This is a genomic window from Ottowia thiooxydans (genome assembly GCF_040548795.1).
GTDB classification, from domain to species: domain Bacteria; phylum Pseudomonadota; class Gammaproteobacteria; order Burkholderiales; family Burkholderiaceae_C; genus Ottowia; species Ottowia thiooxydans_A.
Window position 1 is genome coordinate 280,319 of the sequence record NZ_JBEPSH010000002.1, and the last position, 17,820, is coordinate 298,138.

General features: G+C 59.4%; 15 protein-coding genes. 3 read left to right on the top strand and 12 right to left on the bottom strand.

Annotated elements, in window-relative coordinates; all coding sequences use genetic code 11:
* The 6 genes from ABIE13_RS04915 to ABIE13_RS04940 form a co-directional block, all read right to left on the bottom strand.
* Complete coding sequence (locus ABIE13_RS04915) at window positions 1–1,221, bottom strand: FAD-dependent monooxygenase (protein ID WP_354441685.1); 1,221 nt, start codon at window positions 1,219–1,221, stop codon at window positions 1–3.
* Window positions 1,218–1,730: a (2Fe-2S)-binding protein gene (locus tag ABIE13_RS04920; protein WP_354441686.1), complete on the bottom strand. Its 513-nt coding sequence runs from the start codon at window positions 1,728–1,730 to the stop codon at window positions 1,218–1,220. Before ABIE13_RS04920 ends, ABIE13_RS04915 begins: the two co-directional genes overlap by 4 nt.
* 315 nt (window positions 1,731–2,045) lie before the next feature.
* Complete coding sequence (locus ABIE13_RS04925) at window positions 2,046–2,906, bottom strand: FAD binding domain-containing protein (protein WP_354441688.1); 861 nt, start codon at window positions 2,904–2,906, stop codon at window positions 2,046–2,048.
* Window positions 2,906–3,703 carry a CoxG family protein gene (locus ABIE13_RS04930; RefSeq protein WP_354441689.1) on the bottom strand — a complete coding sequence of 266 codons (798 nt, stop codon included), beginning with the start codon at window positions 3,701–3,703 and terminating at the stop codon, window positions 2,906–2,908. Before ABIE13_RS04930 ends, ABIE13_RS04925 begins: the two co-directional genes overlap by 1 nt.
* 9 nt (window positions 3,704–3,712) lie before the next feature.
* Window positions 3,713–6,010 (bottom strand): xanthine dehydrogenase family protein molybdopterin-binding subunit, encoded by a 2,298-nt coding sequence (locus tag ABIE13_RS04935; protein WP_354441692.1) that lies wholly within the window; start codon window positions 6,008–6,010, stop codon window positions 3,713–3,715.
* A gap of 19 nt (window positions 6,011–6,029) precedes the next feature.
* Window positions 6,030–7,004: a Bug family tripartite tricarboxylate transporter substrate binding protein gene (locus tag ABIE13_RS04940; protein WP_354441693.1), complete on the bottom strand. Its 975-nt coding sequence runs from the start codon at window positions 7,002–7,004 to the stop codon at window positions 6,030–6,032.
* Between the two features lie 134 nt (window positions 7,005–7,138).
* On the opposite strand from ABIE13_RS04940, the gene ABIE13_RS04945 reads away from it, so the two are divergent.
* Window positions 7,139–7,894, top strand: a complete 756-nt coding sequence (locus ABIE13_RS04945) for an IclR family transcriptional regulator (protein ID WP_354441694.1) — start codon at window positions 7,139–7,141, stop codon at window positions 7,892–7,894.
* A 68-nt stretch (window positions 7,895–7,962) separates the two neighbouring features.
* Here the strand turns inward: ABIE13_RS04945 and ABIE13_RS04950 are convergent, their stop codons facing one another.
* From ABIE13_RS04950 to ABIE13_RS04975, 6 genes are all read right to left on the bottom strand, one after another.
* A complete protein-coding gene (locus tag ABIE13_RS04950) occupies window positions 7,963–9,006 on the bottom strand; it encodes a leucyl aminopeptidase (protein WP_354441695.1) in 1,044 nt (347 codons plus the stop codon).
* A 37-nt stretch (window positions 9,007–9,043) separates the two neighbouring features.
* Entirely contained in the window at window positions 9,044–9,847 is an 804-nt protein-coding gene (locus tag ABIE13_RS04955) for an alpha/beta fold hydrolase (protein WP_354441696.1), read from the bottom strand.
* Between the two features lie 274 nt (window positions 9,848–10,121).
* A complete protein-coding gene (locus ABIE13_RS04960; RefSeq protein ID WP_354441698.1) occupies window positions 10,122–10,925 on the bottom strand; it encodes an ABC transporter ATP-binding protein in 804 nt (267 codons plus the stop codon).
* Entirely contained in the window at window positions 10,922–11,686 is a 765-nt protein-coding gene (ntrB, locus tag ABIE13_RS04965) for a nitrate ABC transporter permease (protein WP_436278379.1), read from the bottom strand. The genes ABIE13_RS04960 and ntrB overlap by 4 nt, the downstream gene beginning before the upstream one ends.
* A 257-nt stretch (window positions 11,687–11,943) precedes the next feature.
* Entirely contained in the window at window positions 11,944–13,167 is a 1,224-nt protein-coding gene (locus ABIE13_RS04970) for a CmpA/NrtA family ABC transporter substrate-binding protein (RefSeq protein ID WP_354441701.1), read from the bottom strand.
* A gap of 380 nt (window positions 13,168–13,547) precedes the next feature.
* Window positions 13,548–14,723: a nitrate- and nitrite sensing domain-containing protein gene (locus tag ABIE13_RS04975; protein WP_354441703.1), complete on the bottom strand. Its 1,176-nt coding sequence runs from the start codon at window positions 14,721–14,723 to the stop codon at window positions 13,548–13,550.
* Between the two features lie 216 nt (window positions 14,724–14,939).
* Here ABIE13_RS04975 and nirB point away from each other — a divergent pair, with 216 nt between their 5' ends.
* Together nirB and nirD are read left to right on the top strand one after the other, a co-directional pair.
* Complete coding sequence (nirB, locus tag ABIE13_RS04980) at window positions 14,940–17,429, top strand: nitrite reductase large subunit NirB (protein ID WP_354441705.1); 2,490 nt, start codon at window positions 14,940–14,942, stop codon at window positions 17,427–17,429.
* 3 nt (window positions 17,430–17,432) lie between these two features.
* Window positions 17,433–17,816, top strand: coding sequence for a nitrite reductase small subunit NirD (gene nirD, locus ABIE13_RS04985; RefSeq protein WP_354441706.1), 384 nt, complete (start codon window positions 17,433–17,435; stop codon window positions 17,814–17,816).
* The last annotated feature ends 4 nt before the right edge of the window (window positions 17,817–17,820 follow it).

Here is a 17,820-nt window from a genome sequence, read left to right on the forward strand (position 1 = left end):
TCAAATCTCCACCTTGGTCGCGTCGTACGACAAAAGCCAGTCGTAGCGATCACGCACCGCCTGAGCCGACCACTGCTGCTGAATGTAGGGGCGTGCCGTTTCAATGCGCTCAAGCTCCGGGCTATGGAAAATATGCAGCATCTCCAGCGACTTGGCCTTGGTCAGGTTGGCGCGTTCAATCCGCGCAGCGTCATAGCGCCGCAGGGCACCTTCCACGTCTTCGGGAGAATCCTCCAGGCAACGTGCCAATACGTAGGCGTCTTCCATGGTCACGTTCACGCCCATTCCCAGATAAGGCGTCATCGAATGGCAGGCATCCCCCACCAGGGTGGCGCGCCCCTTGGACCAGGCTTCGAGCGGATCCCGGACGAACAAGCCCCAGCGAAAAAGGTTTTCCGACTGCATGAAGAGGTCGAGGATGTCCTGGTTCCAACCCTCAAAATCCTTGAGGGCATCCGCAAGCTCTCCGCGTTCTGACCATGACTCAGCCTGCCATTGCTCGCTGTCGACCTGCGCAGAAAAACTGACAAACTGCTCACCGTCACGTTGCACTGGGTAGGTCGTCACATGGGCGGTGGGGCCAATCCAGGTAGAGGCCAGTGCCTTTTGATGCTGAGGCTTCAGGCGCGACATCGGCGCCAGCCCGCGCCAGGCGTTGGCACCCGTGTAGCGTGCTGGCGCCGCTCCAAACAGCGACTGTCGGACACGCGAATGCGCGCCGTCACACCCCACCACGACATCACCCTCCACGACCTTGCCGTCATCCAGCAGCAGCCGCGCCCTCCCATTGAGCGTCTCTGCGCCTATCGTACGCACGCCAAAATGAACGGCATCGGGCTTCAGGGCAATCACGGCTTCATACAGCACGCGTTGAAGCTCTGATCGCAGGACCTGGATCAAAGTATGATCCGCTTTGGAGGCTTGCCCGTCCCGGTTGTAGACCGAATGTTCTTCACCCGTCTTCCAGAATCGGACCACGCGATCTTGAGGCGGCAAATTGATGGCTTCGACGGCCTCCTTCAGGCCCAAGTCTGCAAGAACTCTGCTGCCATTGGCAGAAATCCACAGACCTGCTCCCACTTCGCGCAACTCAGGCGATGTCTCATAAATATCGACATCAATCCCCTTTTTAAGCAAAGCGGCGGCCAATGTGAGTCCGCCCATGCCGGCACCGGCGATGATCACGTGCAGGCTTTGGCCTGGCTTTTCCTTGTCTGTCATTTTTGCTCCGATTGATAGCGTTCTGGGTTTTGAGCGAGATCGAGAATGGCCTCGATGATCTTGACGTAGCCGGTACAGCGGCAGATGTTGCCGCGCAGGTAGTGGCGCACTGTGGCTTCCGACGGCTTGGGCTCCACAGCCAGCAGTGATTTGACGGCGAGGATCATTCCTGGAGTGCAGAAACCACATTGAAGTGCGCCATGTGCGATGAAGACGCGCTGCACGGGGTCAAGCCGCGTGCCATCAGCCAGGCCTTCAATCGTGGTGACGTTTCGTCCTTCGACATCCGCGCACAGCGTAGTGCAGCTGGATACTGGCATGCCATCGACCAGCACAGTGCAAGCGCCGCAGACCTGAACATCGCAAGAGCGCTTGGTACCCTTAAGACGCAGGCGCTCACGCAGCACATCGATCAGCATCTCGCGCGGCTCGATCTCGACCGACTCGCCCCGTCCATTGAGCGTCATGTCCACACGCATCAGCGGAATTTCGTAAGGAGTTTCATTCATATTCTTTCCCCATCCCACTGCGCGTCATGTGTAGTGAATGAAGCGCAAGAAAACTCAAAAGGTCTGCGGAGCAAGCCAAGCGCGGGCTGCCGCGGAGCTGGCTTTGCCAGGCCGCTGGCTGCGTACCGCTCAAGGGACGGCGCCTAAGCGCCTCAGGCGTGAGCTTGATCACATCTCCCGCGGCGCGAAAGGGAGCGAAAATCAAATGGCTGCGGAGCAAGCCAAGCGCGGGCTGCCGCGGAGCTGGCTTTGCCAGGCCGCTGGCTGCGTCCCCCCAAGGGGGATGGCGCGTTAGCGCCTCAGGGGGGAGCCTTTTCACCAGCATGCCTCCATCGCTCGCTGCGCCAGCACGCTGACCAGATGGCGCTTGTAGTCGGCACCACCGTGAAGGTCGTCATGCGCCTCAATGGAGGCTGCTTCTGCTGCCAGCACAGGCGCTAGTCGTGTCCAGACCTCCTGAAAAGTCAAATCAGGCTTGAGCGCGTTCGCGGCATCTTCCGTGGCACTCAAACGCTGCGGGGTGCTGGTAATGGCACCGGTCCAAAGGCTGAGACGCTTGGGGCCGTCGGAAGACCACACCGCAGCCACGCCGACTGCAGGACGCTCGGTATGGCCAAAGCAGCGATAGGCCGAACGCGTGCCACCTGATTGCGGGGGCACTTCAATAGCCACCAGGATTTCATTCTCTTCCCGCGCGGTGGTGAATTCACTCAAATGGAATTCGCGTGAGGGCACCGTGCGCGTACGCTCAGGGCTGGCCAAGACCATGCGTGCATCCAACGCACAGAGCATGGTGGGCGCATCTGCATGCGGCTCAGCAAAGCAAAGCACGCCACCTAGGGTTCCGGCCACGCGCACACGAATATTGGCCACGTTGTCACTGAGTTCGGCATAGCCAGGCAGCAAGCGACACACCAGTGGGTCGCGAGCAATGGTGTGATGCGATGACAAGGCACCAATGACCAGAGTGCCGTCTTCACGCGTATGAATGCTCCGCAACTCAGGCACTTGTTTAAGGTCAATCACGTGTTCGTAGTGCAGCACGCGTGCCTTGAGCGCTACCAGGAGTTCGGTACCGCCAGCGTGGAATGTGGCCTCATCTGCGTAGACGGCCTTGAACGCAAGCGCGTCCTCCAGGCTCGTAGGGCGATGCAGCTCGAATCGTGCGGGGCGCATCAGTCTTCTCGTTGGCCAAGGCCTGCTGCCACGCCGAGCATCGGTGCCACCAGCCACCACCAGTCAGCTTGCCCAAGTATCCAGGCGACATGCGCGACCGCAAACCCAACCGCCACACTCACTCCTACGCGCGGCCAGACCAGAACCAGCTCCACGCGACGTGGGCGGGATTTCACGGTTTCAGACACGCCCGACGCAGCTCCCGCATTCGATGTGGCAGATGCGCTTGCCACGGGCAAGACAGATGGCGCACTGGCCGCAGGTTTGGTTGTACGAGGGGTTGATGCGGGTAAGGACGCACCGGCCTGCGGGGAAGACGTGACAGCCGGGGAAGTACCGAACTGCGCCAGCTCGTCGCGAAGTCGCTTCTCAAACTCGGCGAACAACTCCTCAGAGCGCTTTTTCACCACCGGATAGCCAAGCGCCGCAAGTCTGCCTGCGACCACCATCTGAGCGTCCACGCCGAGCCTGCACGCAGGAGTGCCTGCCTTGCTCTGCTCCTCCAGGTCCACCTTCATGCGCACGTCAATGGTGGTGCCGGTGAACTTGTCTCGCCCCGTCGCGCTGAGCTCCACCTGCTTTTCAAGCGTGTGAGATTCCAGCACGATGCGCGTGGGCACTTCCAGTTTGAAAGGCCCGATCTTCTGCTTCATGACGGCAGAAAACTCCTTGAGCGGCTCCACTTCCGTGACGTTCTCGCAACCGGGGATCAGCCCTGCGACTCTTTGCACGTCGAAGAAGATTGCCCAGAGCTGAGCGGCCGTGGCTGGCAATGTAGCGTCTATCTTGAAATCCATGGTTGTCTCCTAGCGACGTTCGTTCTTGGCGGCTTGCAATGCTCGCCATACGCGTTCTGGCGTCAGCGGCAGCTCTTTGATGCGTACACCCCACCCCTGGTAGAGGGCATTGGCGATAGCCGGTGCAATTGGCAAAATGGCGCCTTCTCCGCCACCACGGGCGCCGAAGGGGCCTGGTCCGTCACCGCTTTCTATGAGGACGGTGCCCACATGTTGCGGGGCGTCTTCCATCGTCGGAACCTTGTAGTCGAAGAGCGTTCCATTGACGATCTGGCCATCTTCGTAGATGTATTCTTCAGTCAGGGCGTGACCCATCCCCATGACCATCGCCCCTTCGTCCTGCCCTTCAGCAGCTTTGCGGTTGATCACATGGCCCAGATCGGCGGCGCCCCCAACCCGCAGCACGCGTATAGCGCCTGTGCCTTCATCCACTTCAATCTCGCAGGCTTGGGCACCCGTTTCCCAGAACAACGGCGCCAACTTGAAGTCCCCATTCTTTGTTGCCGAGTTGATGCGGCCAACGCCCAGGAACTCGCCCGCTGCCATGCCGTTAAGACGGGTCAAGAGTTCAATGATGGTCACCGACTCCCCCGGCCCTTCCACCCTGCCCTCTTCCAGCCGGTAGTCCTGCGCAGATCCGCCCAGCAGCTCGGCCGCGGTCTCGGTGACTTGTCGAACAATGTCATCGCAGGCCATCTGCACGGCCAAGCCAATGATCACCGTGGACCGGCTCGCGCCCGTTCCCCAGTCGTAGGGGGCCTGCAAGGTATCTGGCTCCGCAACGGCAATCATGCGCACAGGTTGGCGCAGTGCCTTGGCGGCAATGATCCGCAATACGCCCCGGTTGCCCTGGCCAATCTCCACCGTATTGGCGGACACATTCACCGAACCGTCCGCGCGCAGCCGCACGATAGCTCCGCCCACGGGAACGATGCCGGGATCACTCACGCCCACCGCTACACCGCGGCCCAGACGGTGTGTGTGCTCAGGCTCTGGCAGTTTGTCCAGTGCTTGCAGCGCCTGATTCAGCGAGTTGCGCATATCCACATCGAGTGGACGCAAGTCTGGCTTGATGGTCTGGCCCTTGTCTGCCATGTTGGCCATGCGGAATTCAATCGGATCGCGGCCCAAAGCTGCCGCCATGATGTCCATCTGTGATTCAGTTGCCCAAACGGCCTGCGGGCCACCGATAGACCGGAACGCGGCTCCTGGCACCGTATTGGTGTAGACGCCAATGGCTTCCAGTTTGAGATTGGGTATGTGGTACGGGCCAATCGCGCGGATCGCAGCTTTGATGGCAATCGCTGGGCCGGTATCAGCATAGGCGCCACCGTTGAGTACAGCGCGCACAGATTTCGCGATGATTCGGCCATCCGCGTCGACGGCGGTCTTCAGTGAGACTTCAGCATCCAGCCTGCGGCAGGTCAACATGGATTCTGCTATCGACAGGCAGACCCGCACGGGAGCACGTGCTTTCCAGGACAGCGCGGCCACCAGTGGATCAATCTTCACCGACGCTTTGCCGCCAAACCCCCCGCCTACATACGGCGAATGCACGCGCACGCAAGCAAGGGGAACACCCAGAATCTCGGAGCACACGCGTTGAATCGCCGTGGGAGTCTGTCCTCCGCTCCAGATCTCGAGCGAGCCCGGCTTCCAGTGCGCCAGGCATACATGCGGCTCCATGGCGAAATGAAACACCATGGGGAAAGTAAAAGTGTCTTCAAATATACGAGCGGCACTGGCGTACGCCTGGTCGACATCTCCCGATGCGTACTGCCAGCTCTGGAAGATATTGGTTCCTTCCACGGGTGATGCTTCACCACGGAAATAGAAGTCCTTTAACTTGACCATGTCCTCATGAACCAGTGCGGCGCCTTCGGCCATGGCCTCCTTGGCGGTGGTCGCGAAGGACAGCGGCTCGTAGTCCACCATGATGGCGTCAAGCGCCTCTTCAGCAGTGGCTTCGTCTATCGCCGCCACCGCGGCGACCGGATCGCCTACATAACGCACCTTGTCTATCGCGATCACGGGCCGATCACGCAAGGACAAGCCCCAACGTACTGAGTTGCCTGGCAGATCCTTCATGTCGCTGCCCGTCAGCACCGCGACGACACCCGGCATGGCCAACGCGGCACTGACGTCTATGCTTCGGATACGAGCATGAGGTACGGTGCTGCGCAAGATCTTCCCGTGCAGCATGTCAGGTACTTCTACGTCGCTCGCATAGGTCGCTGCGCCGGTCACCTTTTGCAGATAGTCGGCGCGCGGCTCCTCATGGAGCGGCAGATGCGTGGGAGTGTGCATGGGTGAAAGGTTCAGTGGGTCACTCTGAGAGCGTAATGTTGGCGCGTGCGATCACGTCCCTCCACATGGCGGTTTCTGCAGACTGGCGCTTGTTGACCTCCTCAGGACTGCTGGAGATGGGCTCTACACCTACGGCGTTCAGACGCTCTTTCACTTCGGCCGAGGCCATGGTCTTGGCGATCTGCGGCACCATCTTGGCCACCACGGCCTTGGGCGTTCCTGCAGGTGCATACAAAGCGAACCATGTGACTGCTTCGAAACCCGGCAATGCTGTTTCAGACAGCGTGGGCACATCAGGCAAAGCTTGCGAACGTTTGGCCGTGGTCACAGCCAGCGCTTTGAGCTTGCCCGCCTTGATCTGACCCAGTACGGCTGGGCCTTGCTCGATGGCCATCACAGTACGGCCCGCAATCAGATCTACCACCATGGGACCACTGCCCTTGTACTGCACGGCGAACACATCGACGTTCGCACGCTGTTTGAAGAGCTCCATGAACACATGTTGCGATGTGCCTATGCCGGCAGACGCATAGCCGAACTTGCCTGGATTAGCCTTGAGATAGGCAATCAATTCCCCAATGGTGTTGACTGGCAGGGTGATGGGCACGACCACATACGACGGGTTCAAGCCCAGCAGTGAAATGGGCTCCACACGTTGTGCCACGGCTTTCATCCTGTCGTTCAACTGAGGCAGGATGGAAAACATGGACGACGCGCCGATCAGCAGGTTGTAGCCATCTGCAGCTTGGCGAGAAACGAACTCCGCACCGATGATTCCGGAGGCGCCTGCCTTGTTATCCACCACCGTCGGTTGGCCCCATTCGGCCAGACCGTTGGCAACGGAGCGCGCATAGAGATCTGTGGCACCACCGGGTGGATACGGCGCCACCACGGTGATTGCTTTGCTGGGGTAGGCCTGCGCCTGCACCCCCGCTGAAGCTACGGCCAGGCTGGCACCACAGACCACCATTAAGAATTTCTTCCATTTCGACATTGCAGCAACTCCAAAAGAGGTTGAGACGTGAAAACCGGGGACATTTCGTCAGAGGGAATAGCGTTCCGTCTACGAGAATTACATTCTGTACAACGGCACGATACAATGTCAAGCAGTTTTTTCGCAATTTATTCATGCCCCAGGAACCAGAGAACGATCAGAAGCCAGGAGGAGGAGTCGCCGCTGTAGAGCGTGCGTTCGCCATACTCAATGCGTTTCGGCCGGGAGATGCTTCACTGCCTCTCAACGAGATCGCAAGACGCACGGGCATGTACAAGAGCACCATCCTTAGGCTCATCACCACATTGGTGCAGGAACACTGCATCGTGCGGCTGGGCGATGGCAGCTATCAGTTGGGGTCCATGCTGTTGCATTGGGGTGGCCTCTACCAGGCGGCCTTGCGCCTGGACGACCACGTTCCGCCCATCCTGCGCCGCTTGGTCCAGGAAACGGGCGAGGGAGCGTCCTTCTTCACCCGTGAAGGAACGCTGCGCGTGTGCCTGTTTCGCGTGGATTCCTCGCGCTCAATTCGGGATCACGTTCATACCGGCGACCTGCTTCCGTTGGACAAGGGCGCAGCTGGCCGGGTCCTCGCCAACTTCGATCGCACGCTGACAGACCCTGCCAACTTCCCTACTCAGCCGCTCATCGCGACGGTAGGTGAGCGTGAACCCGACATAGCTGCCATCGCAGCTCCGGTTTTCGGGCCGCAAGGCAGCCTGCGCGGCGCGCTGGCGATTTCCGGGCCAGCGGTGCGCTTCTCACTCGATCTGGTCCCGACCATGTCGCAAGCACTGCTGAAGGCTGCTGCAGAGTTGACGCGGCGCCTGGGCGGTGATTCGTCCATACTGGACCGCGCAGACTCACTCACAGCGCTGTCGCCACCTTAGAAGGCGAGCATTCGGCTCCGGCTGTCAGGCCTTCGGGGCCTTCCAGAGCTTGGTCCCGGAGGCTTACGTCAGGGTGAGACTTCCACACGCATCTCGGGGTGAACCACATCACCTTCACGCAGAATCTGCACGTCATCGAGCCAAAGATTGCAGCGGCGCATGGGCAGATCGAGATGGCAGGCCGTGTCGTTCGTGCCACCGAGTTCAAGATTGGGGCCCAGTGAGAACAGCACATTCCCGTAGAAAGATAGAGCGTTCATCACGTGCTCTTGCGCCAACTGGCGAGTCACGGAAAACTGGAACCAGCGTGCCTTCTCATTCAACCCCCAGCCAATGTGAGAAATAGCGTAAGCCCGCGGATCATTGAAGCTGTCGATATAGCTTTTGATCAGCTCCGCGTCTGTGCCCTCGCCCGTAATTTCCACCACCATGCCTTGACGAATCTCTAGCGTGATGGGTGACTGAACATACTGCTTGAACGCACAAAGAATATCGCCCGGCTGTAGCACCACCCGGCCTTCGACGCCGCCATCGTCTCCCTGAGTGAACGCAAAGCCCGAAGGAAAATGATCCCACCTGCCCGCCTCGTGCGTATAGCCGTACTCTGAGATCACGGGATACTGGCCCAGCTTGTAGGTCACGTCCGTGCCCGCGTCTGATGTGATCCGCATGCGGCCCGCTTTCTCCAGCAAGCCTTTGGCGTACTCGACGCGGCGAGCCAGATCTTCGGTAGGGAACATCTGCTTGAGGACGTGAAAAGGCTCCATCACGCGCAAGACACGCGCACCCGCGGCCTGGATCTCTGCTTGCTCGCGAGAAAACAGCAGGCCCACCATATCGATCACCATGCTGGCCGATTTGAGCGTATTCAATGCCAGCGTGTTGCCCACCAGGGGGTGTCGGCCCTGCACGCCAACCGCATTGGCTTGCGCGCGGCGCACATTCAAATTGAAGGTGCTGGCACCCAGTCTCTCGGCTGCCGCCATGAAGGCTTGCGCATGATCCTGCCACTCATCATCGGCCGTCAATACGACAACCGTTTCACCTGACTTCACGCGACACAACGTCAACTCTCGCGTAAAGACTTCCAGCATTTCAGCATCGATTTTCAATGGGCTCTCCTTCTTGGAACGTGTCCATGTGACACGCTCAGGCGTGGTGCTTGAGGGTTGTCTCCAGCACGCTGCTGAAGATGTCAAAATTTTCAGCTTGCATCTGGTGTCCAGCACCCGCCAGCCGGACGGCGTGAAGATCAGGCCTGAGACGCCGCATCTCTTCGACGTCCGCGTCCGAGACCACGCCACCCTCTCCCGCGCAGATCAGGGACACAGGCATCGTGGTGCGCGCCAGATCGGCGAACATATCCTGCTCATGGAAATCAGAACTCGCTGCGTAGGCCGCACGCTCGTCGCAGGTAGCGAGCCACTCGGCCCGCAAGCGCTGCAACGCTTCTGGCCAAGGCGCGGCCGTGCTCGCGCTGAGCGCCTGCGCAGCTTCGCCCTGGTGTGCCGCGCGCAGAAGCGAAAGTGTCCGTGCAAGGGGAATCGGATACGGACGTCGTCCGGGTCCGCTGGTAGGAGGGTCCAGCAAGATCAGCGCGTGAACCAGCTCAGGTGCAAGCGCAGCGGCACGCAAGGAAATGCGCGCGCCCATGGAATGCCCCATGAGCAGAGGAGCGGTCAATCCGAGCACCTGAAGAAAGGCCGCCACATCTTGCGCGCAAGCCGCCACGCCGTAATCCAGATGCGGCCCGGATTCTGAAAGCCCGCGTCCACGCACGTCCAGCACATAGCAGTCATAACGTGGCGCTAGCGACTCACCCACATGTGTCCAAAGAATAGCTGGGCTCACGATCCCTGGCACGATCACCAGCGGCCTGCCTTGGCCAGGAAAATGCAGGTAATGCTGACGGATGCCATTGGCGCGGACATGCCCGCCTCTTGCAACGCTCATGGTTCTTCCGATTCAAAAAATAGAAAGCACGACAAGAAAATCGGGCGCGCAATGCGCCGACGCGCTTCTCTAAAAGAATGGAAGATATTTTGTCTGAAAGAATGATGTTCTGTCAAACAGAATATTCATCAGCCCACCAGCAGCACCTGAGCGCAACCCGATCTCATTAGTCCGCTGTCGTGATGGCCGCCAACATTGCGTCATCACAGGATGAGGTTATTGGCAACAGCAATGCCCTGCTCCCCAATCTCGCCATGGCCACCATCCTGACAGCTTAAGCCGCCCTCTCCACATGCCCTTGCCGGGTGTAGAGAAAATCAATGACCGCCTTGCGCGCTTGCAAGTAGCGCGGGTCTTCCGCAAGCTCTACGCGCTTGCGAGGGCGCTTGATGTCGACATGCAGCACCTCGCCTATGGTAGCGGCGGGGCCATTGGTCATCATCACAATCTTGTCTGACAAGAGCACGGCTTCGTCCACGTCGTGGGTGACCATGACCACGGTGCTACGGGTGCGAGCGACGATTTCCAGCAGCTCGTCCTGCAGCTTGGCGCGTGTCAGTGCATCGAGTGCTCCGAAGGGCTCGTCCATCAACAGCACTTGGGGCTCCATGGACAAAGCACGCGCAATGCCTACGCGCTGCTTCATGCCTCCGGAAATCTCGCCAGGCCGCTTGTGCGCCGCGTGACTGAGGCCCACCATGTCCAGCGCGGCAGCTGTCCGCTCCTTCAATTTCGCCTTGGTTTCCTTGGACCCGAACACCCGCTCCACTGCAAGATAGACGTTGCCTTCGCATGTCAGCCATGGCAGCAGTGAATGGTTTTGAAACACCACTGCGCGATCAGGACCAGGGCCCCTGATTTCCTTGTTGGCGCACAGCAGGACGCCCGAGGTAGGTGTTGTCAGGCCTGCGATCAAATTCAGCAAGGTGCTCTTGCCGCAACCTGAGTGGCCGATGAGCGCCACGAACTCCCCTTTTGCAATGCAGAGGTCAATGTTGCGCAGCGCAGGGAACAAGCCCTTGGCCGTTTTGAAGGTTTGCTCCACGCCTTGGACTTCAATGAATTTGGCATCACTCATGACTTCACCTCTTCAAACGTAAATGCAGTAGCGATCTTGACCAGCGCCATTTCAAGCACTAACCCCACGATGCCAATCACGAAGATGGCGACGATGATGTTCTTCACATTCAAATTGTTCCACTCGTCCCACACCCAGAAGCCAATGCCTACACCACCGGTCAGCATCTCGGCGGCGACGATGACCAACCATGCTGTGCCTACAGCCAACCGCACGCCAGTCAACATATAGGGCAGAACTGCAGGGAACAGGACCGTGGTGGCGATCTTCCATTCGCTCAGGTTGAGCACACGGGCCACGTTCATGTAATCCTGCGGCACGCGCTGCACACCGACTGCCGTGTTGATGATCATGGGCCAGATGGAGCAGATGAAGATGGTCCAGATGGCTGCCGGGTTCGCACCTTTGAACACCAGCAAACCAATGGGCAACCAAGCAAGCGGCGACACCGGCCTGAGCAGGCTGATCAGTGGGTTGAACATTCGCGAAAGGAAGTCAAACCTGCCAATGACGAAACCGGCAGGAATGCCCACCAAGGCGGCCAATCCAAAACCTATCGCCACCCTCTGCAGTGAGGCCAGCACGTTCCAGCCCACGCCTTGGTCGTTTGGCCCATTGTGATAGAACGGATCGCGGAACACCTCCACGGCCTGCTGCCCGGTCTCCAGGGGTCCGGGTATGGTATTTCCAGTGACCGACGATACGACGGCCCACACCAGTATCAGCAATGCGAGTCCGCAAGCAGGCGCAATGATGGCCATGAGCCATCGTCCCATCATGGCACTCAAGCGCCCTCCCCCCTGCATGGATGCGCTACCGACGGCAACGACAGGCTTGGCAAGGTCTGCCGCTGCGGCACTATCGCGACTGGCGACATTGGTGGAGACTTCAGCGGCCGGGCCGGGCCTGCTCTGCGCAGGCTCATGTTTGGCTTGTTCGACAGAGCGTTTGGGTTCGTGCGATAAGGCAGGTGAGTTAGCGCCAGGAAAAGCTGAGGTGAGTTCGCTGGTGGTCATGGTCAGGCCTTTATCTTGAAACCGTCGGCGTACTTGGCAGGGTCTTTTCCGTCCCACACCACACCGTCGATAAGTTTGCTGGTGCGCATCACGTCTTTGGGGACGCTGATCTTCATGGCGCTGGCTACGGATCGGTACAGGTCCACCTGGTTCACCTGCTTGGCCACGGCCAGATAGTCAGGGTGCTGCTTGATCAAACCCCAACGCTTGTGCTGGGTAAGGAACCACATACCGTCGGACAGGAATGGGAAGTTCACCAGGCCGTCGTTGAAGAACTTCATGTGATTGGCATCGTCCCAGCTTTTGCCACGTCCGTTCTGGTAACGACCCAGGATCCGCTGGTTGATGGCGTCCACACTGGTGTTGACGTACGCCTTTCCCGCAATGGTCTCGGCCATCTTCATCTTGTTCGAAAGATTGGCATCTATCCACTGCCCGGCTTCGATCACAGCCATCATGACCGCGCGCGTAGTGTTGGGATACTTCTTCATGAAATCGGCCGTAGTGCCCAACACTTTCTCAGGGTGGTCTTTCCAGATCTCCTGCGTAGTATTGGCCGTCACACCAATGCCATCCATGATGGCGCGCTGGTTCCACGGCTCTCCCACGCAGAAACCGTCCATGTTGCCTACGCGCATGTTGGCCACCATTTGAGGCGGCGGCACGGTGATGAGCTTGGCACCTGACAAGGGGTTGATACCTGCAGCCGCCAGCCAGTAGTGCATCCACATGGCGTGGGTGCCGGTAGGGAAGGTGCCTGCGAAGGTGTATTCGCGCTTTTCCTTGGCCATGAGCGCGGCCAGCGAAGGGCCGTCTACCGCACCCTTGTCAGCCAAGGCCTTCGACAGTGTGATGGCCTGTCCGTTGTGATTGAGGCCCATGAGCACTGCCATGTCCTTCTTGGGCCCGCTCACGCCCAGGTGCACACCGTAGATCAAGCCGTAGAGCACATGCGCCATATCCAGCTCACCGTTGACCAGTTTGTCGCGCACACCGGCCCAGCTGGCTTCCTTGCTGAGAACAATCTTCACGCCGTACTTCTTGTCCAGGCCCAATACAGAGGCCATGACCACGCTCGCGCAATCGGTGAGCGGGATAAAGCCGATCTTCACCTCTTCTTTTTCGGGCTTGTCCGATCCTGCAGCCCAGGCTCCGCCACTCACGCTGAGTGCTGCGCCCGCAGCGAGGCCAATGAAATCGCGACGTTGAATCTGAGAGGGCGACATGTGAACTCCTTGGAACGTAAAAACAAAAACGGCGTCCGGCCTCTATCCGCGCGTGCAAGTAGAGGAGGACACCGTTGTCTGCTAACGCCCCTCCGCCATTGGAAGGACTTTGCTGCCAGAGGTGAGTGCATGAAGCGTGCCAGCCCGCTTTGCACACGGAACATTCGGTGCAAAAACGCCGTGTCAGAAAGCTTTTTGTCTGAGAGCCCATCACGGCTGCACAGAGTGTTGTTGCGAGATTTTTGAAAGCCCATGAGGGCTTGCGTCAGCCGGCTTTTCAGCCAAGTTTTGGTGTCACCGGAACCGCACCCCACACGCCCATCAAGACCATGGATGGGTCATGCCGCACCAGCCTGGTGCTGCAGTGCAGCAAAAAAGACTCAATGCGGTGCAGGCGGGAGCAAATCAGCCATGGCCAGCACCGCCTCCGCGACCTCTGACAACTTGCGCCCTTGGTTCATGGCCGTTTGTCGAAGCAGCTTGTGCGCGTCGCTCTCTGTAAGTTGCCGCCTGGCCATCAGCAGACCCTTGGCGCGTTCCACCAGCTTGCGTTCGTGCAGTGCCGCTCGCGTGGTTTCAAGCTCGGCCTGCATGGCTTGCAGGCGCTGCGACTGGTCCTGCACGAGTTCAAGTACCGATCGGTTCAACTGCGGCCCCAAACTTGCAGCGGGCGCGGGAGAGCTGTCGAAAAAATCGGCGTCGACATCTGCATCGGGTAGAGGCTGGCGCGCTTGCGCAATCCGGGACTCACATTGAGAGAGAACTTCCGCCGCTAGCTGGGTTTCTATGGTGTGCAATGCATCCATGCGACTTGTTGCCACATCAAACCAGGTCTGGCGCAGATCGGCGCCGGACTCGATGTTCACAGCAAGCGTACAGCCGACGCGGCGCAGGCGTTCCAAGGTAGCGTCCTCTCCCCGCCACTGGAGCAGCAAGGTGGGTGGCGCGAACTCTGAAAAAACCTGGAAGCACCTTTCTTGCGCCTCGATGAGATGTAACCAGTGCTGCTGACGTTGCTCGCCGCCCGCACCAAAGGCAGCCACTCCGGCTGCGCGCTCCTGACCGGCGAGTTCCTTGCCTTGCATGAAGTGAAACAGCGCCACCAGCAGGCGCGAAATATCAGGGTCAGCAGCACCGTCTGCGGCTTCAAACACCACGGCAAGCAAACCTGTGACCAGCTTGGTGAAAGCACCAACAGCTGCCTCAGGGGTTTTCTGCCGGGATTGAATGCGGTCTCGAAGGTCCGGCAAAGCGTCCAGTCCCTGAAGCACGTAAGCGATACGGCTGAGTAAGCGGGCCCCTTGCGTGGGAATATGCAAGTCATCAAAACCTGCTCGCGCCTTGTTGGCCAGTGGCTCGCACTCCTTGATCTGGGTTAGTAAGGCTTCGGGGTCTGCGCGGCCAGTCAAATAGACCATGCTCAACCCGCGTTCCTTTTGCAGCGCGTGGATCAACCGGCCAAGGATGTCGACAAGCGCGCTCGTGCGCTGGAGAAATTCCAGCTCGGTAATTTCGCACTGGCGAGCAAGTTGCAGGAAATGCAAAGCGGAGGTCATGCTCATTCTGTGCAATTCCCATGCCGAGGCGACTTTGCCAGGCGGCCTACAGAATGCACCAACTCTGTGCATATCGTTTGGCACGGTGATTGCTTGATACGTGGCACGGGTGTGGCGCAATGGCGCGCTGCACCAGACAAAGGCGTCTTTCATGAGCGGTGGCATCTCCACGCTCCATGAAGACGCCTTTTTGCTTTGAATCACAAGGAGTCCACGATGAAAAAACCCAGACTCGTCATGGTAGGCAACGGGATGGCTGGCGTACGCACGCTGGAAGAGTTGCTCAAGATCGCTCCCGATCTGTACGACATCACCGTATTTGGCGCAGAGCCTCACCCCAACTACAACCGGATTTTGCTGTCCCCTGTCTTGGCGGGCGAGCAGACCCTGGACGAAATTGTGCTCAACGACTGGGCATGGTATGAACAAAACGGCATCAAGCTGCACACCGGCAGCGTGGTGAGCGACGTGGATCGCAGGCAGCGCGTGGTGCACGCCGACAATGGCGTGAGCGCCGAATACGACCGATTGATCCTTGCCACCGGCTCCAACCCGTTCATGCTGCCGATTCCTGGCAAAGACCTGGAAGGCGTACTGGCTTATCGCGATATCGCAGACACGCAGGCCATGATCGATGCGGCCACAAAATACGAGAGCGCCGTAGTCATTGGCGGCGGCTTGCTCGGACTGGAGGCCGCCAACGGCTTGATGAAGCGCGGCATGAAAGTCACCGTAGTGCACGCAGGCGAGTGGCTGATGGAGCGCCAGCTGGACGATGTCGCCGGCAGAATGCTGCAAAGCTCGCTGGTAGAGCGCGGTATGCAGTTTCTGATGAGCGCGCAGACTCAGGAACTGCTTGGCGACAACGAAGGTGGCCAAGGTGGCCGTGTTCGCGCAGTCAAGTTCAAGGATGGCAGTGAGGTGGCTGCCCAGTTGGTGGTGATGGCTGTGGGCATACGCCCCAATACCGCGCTGGCCGAGAAAATGAATCTGCACGTCCATCGCGGCATCGTCGTGAGCGACACACTGCAAACAACCACCGACGCGCGCATTTACGCCGTAGGGGAATGCGCTGCGCACCGTGGCATTGCCTATGGTCTGGTCGCACCCTTGTTCGAACAGGGCAAGGTGCTGGCCAACCACCTGGCTGAGTTCGGCATCGGCCGTTATCAGGGCTCTTTGACCTCCACCAAGCTCAAGGTCACAGGCATTGATCTGTTCAGCGCAGGCAACTTTCAAGGCGGTGCCGACACAGAAGAGATCGTGCTCAGCGACCCCTTCGCAGGCGTGTACAAGAAGCTGGTGCTCAAGGACGACAAACTCGTAGGCGCCTGCCTTTACGGCGACACCGTAGACGGCGGCTGGTACTTCAAGCTCCTGCGCGAAGGCCGCGCCGTCAAGGACATTCGCGACAAGCTCATGTTTGGAGAATCCAACATCGGCGATGCCGGGCACGAAGGCCACAGTAAAGCCGCTGCCATGCAAGACAGCGATGAGGTTTGCGGCTGCAACGGCGTCACCAAGGGCGCCATCTGCAAGGCCATTCAGGAAAAAGGCCTGTTCACACTCGATGAGGTGCGCAAGCACACCAAGGCCAGCGCCAGTTGCGGTTCATGCACCGGCTTGGTCGAGCAGATCATCATGTTCACAGCGGGCGGAGACTTCTCGGCTACCCCCAAGACCAAACCTCTGTGCGGCTGCACTGACCACGGACACCAGGCCGTACGCGATGCGATCAGCAAGAACCACTTGCTCAGCATCGGGCAGGTCCAGCACTTCATGGAATGGCGCACGCCCAATGGATGTGCCACCTGCCGCCCTGCCCTTAACTATTACCTGCTGAGCACCTGGCCCAAGGAAGCTCAGGATGACCCGCAAAGCCGCCTGATCAACGAACGCAGCCACGCCAACATTCAGAAAGACGGCACGTACAGCGTGGTACCTCGCATGTGGGGCGGTGAAACCACGGCGTCGGAACTTCGGCGTATTGCCGATGCAGTGGACAAATACAAGATTCCCACAGTGAAAGTCACCGGAGGCCAGCGCATCGACCTGCTAGGTGTGAAGAAAGAAGATCTGCAGGCGGTATGGCGCGACATTGGCATGCCCAGCGGGCACGCCTACGCCAAAGCCCTGCGCACCGTGAAAACCTGCGTGGGCAGCGAGTGGTGCCGCATGGGAACGCAAGACAGCACCCAACTGGGCAAGGATCTTGAGCACGCGTTCGTCGGCATGCATGCACCCCACAAGGTGAAGTTCGCCGTCAGCGGCTGTCCGCGCAACTGCGCTGAAAGCGGCATCAAGGACGTCGGCGTGATTGGTGTCGACAGCGGCTGGGAAATGCACATTGCTGGCAACGGAGGTATCAAAACCGAGGTGGCTCAGTTTTTCGTGAAGTTAAAGACCGCTGAGGAAGTGATCGAATACACCGGTGCATTCATGCAGCTCTACCGCTTGGAGGCTTGGTACCTGGAACGCACAGTGCACTACGTGAACCGCGTCGGCCTGGCCTACGTCAAGCAGCGAATCCTCGATGACGCTGAAGGCCGCAAGGCATTGTGGGCACAACTGCAGTACGCACTGGATGGAGAGCCCGATCCCTGGTTCGAATTTGACAAGGCGGGCGTGGACCAGCGCCAGTTCGTCCCCCTCTCCGTGCCCACCGCCGCATCCATCCCAACCTCCACCGTTGCACAAGAGGCCTAGATCATGACTCAATGGATACCCATTTGCCGCTCCGATGAGATCCCTGAGTTGGGCGCACGCCGCGTCGCGCGCGAGCATGGGCTTGATGTGGCCTTGTTCCGCACCAGCGCAGGCAGCATCCACGCATTGCTTGATCGCTGCCCGCACAAAGGAGGCCCCTTGTCGCAAGGGCTTGTGTTCGGTAACAGCGTAGCGTGCCCATTGCATAACTGGACGATTCAGTTAACTGACGGACACGCCACCGCTCCTGACGAAGGCGCGACGCCGTGCTTTTCGGTAAAGGTGGAAAGCGGTGAAGTTTTCCTGGATGCCCATGAGCTCGAGAATCACGCCACCGACCTCTCCCGCCCGACGGCAGGCCCCTGCCATCACCCCTGCGACTCCTGAGCCA

Coding starts and splice junctions, on each gene's coding strand:
- ABIE13_RS04955 (WP_354441696.1), bottom strand. CDS start 9,847: ATGAGCGTTGCAAGAGGCGGGCATGTCCGCGCCAATGGCATCCGTCAG.
- ABIE13_RS04970 (WP_354441701.1), bottom strand. CDS start 13,167: ATGTCGCCCTCTCAGATTCAACGTCGCGATTTCATTGGCCTCGCTGCG.
- ABIE13_RS04960 (WP_354441698.1), bottom strand. CDS start 10,925: ATGAGTGATGCCAAATTCATTGAAGTCCAAGGCGTGGAGCAAACCTTC.
- nirB (WP_354441705.1), top strand. CDS start 14,940: ATGAAAAAACCCAGACTCGTCATGGTAGGCAACGGGATGGCTGGCGTA.
- ABIE13_RS04920 (WP_354441686.1), bottom strand. CDS start 1,730: ATGAATGAAACTCCTTACGAAATTCCGCTGATGCGTGTGGACATGACG.
- ABIE13_RS04975 (WP_354441703.1), bottom strand. CDS start 14,723: ATGACCTCCGCTTTGCATTTCCTGCAACTTGCTCGCCAGTGCGAAATT.
- ABIE13_RS04945 (WP_354441694.1), top strand. CDS start 7,139: ATGCCCCAGGAACCAGAGAACGATCAGAAGCCAGGAGGAGGAGTCGCC.
- ABIE13_RS04935 (WP_354441692.1), bottom strand. CDS start 6,010: ATGCACACTCCCACGCATCTGCCGCTCCATGAGGAGCCGCGCGCCGAC.
- ntrB (WP_436278379.1), bottom strand. CDS start 11,686: ATGGCCATCATTGCGCCTGCTTGCGGACTCGCATTGCTGATACTGGTG.
- ABIE13_RS04915 (WP_354441685.1), bottom strand. CDS start 1,221: ATGACAGACAAGGAAAAGCCAGGCCAAAGCCTGCACGTGATCATCGCC.
- ABIE13_RS04925 (WP_354441688.1), bottom strand. CDS start 2,906: ATGCGCCCCGCACGATTCGAGCTGCATCGCCCTACGAGCCTGGAGGAC.
- nirD (WP_354441706.1), top strand. CDS start 17,433: ATGACTCAATGGATACCCATTTGCCGCTCCGATGAGATCCCTGAGTTG.
- ABIE13_RS04940 (WP_354441693.1), bottom strand. CDS start 7,004: ATGTCGAAATGGAAGAAATTCTTAATGGTGGTCTGTGGTGCCAGCCTG.
- ABIE13_RS04930 (WP_354441689.1), bottom strand. CDS start 3,703: ATGGATTTCAAGATAGACGCTACATTGCCAGCCACGGCCGCTCAGCTC.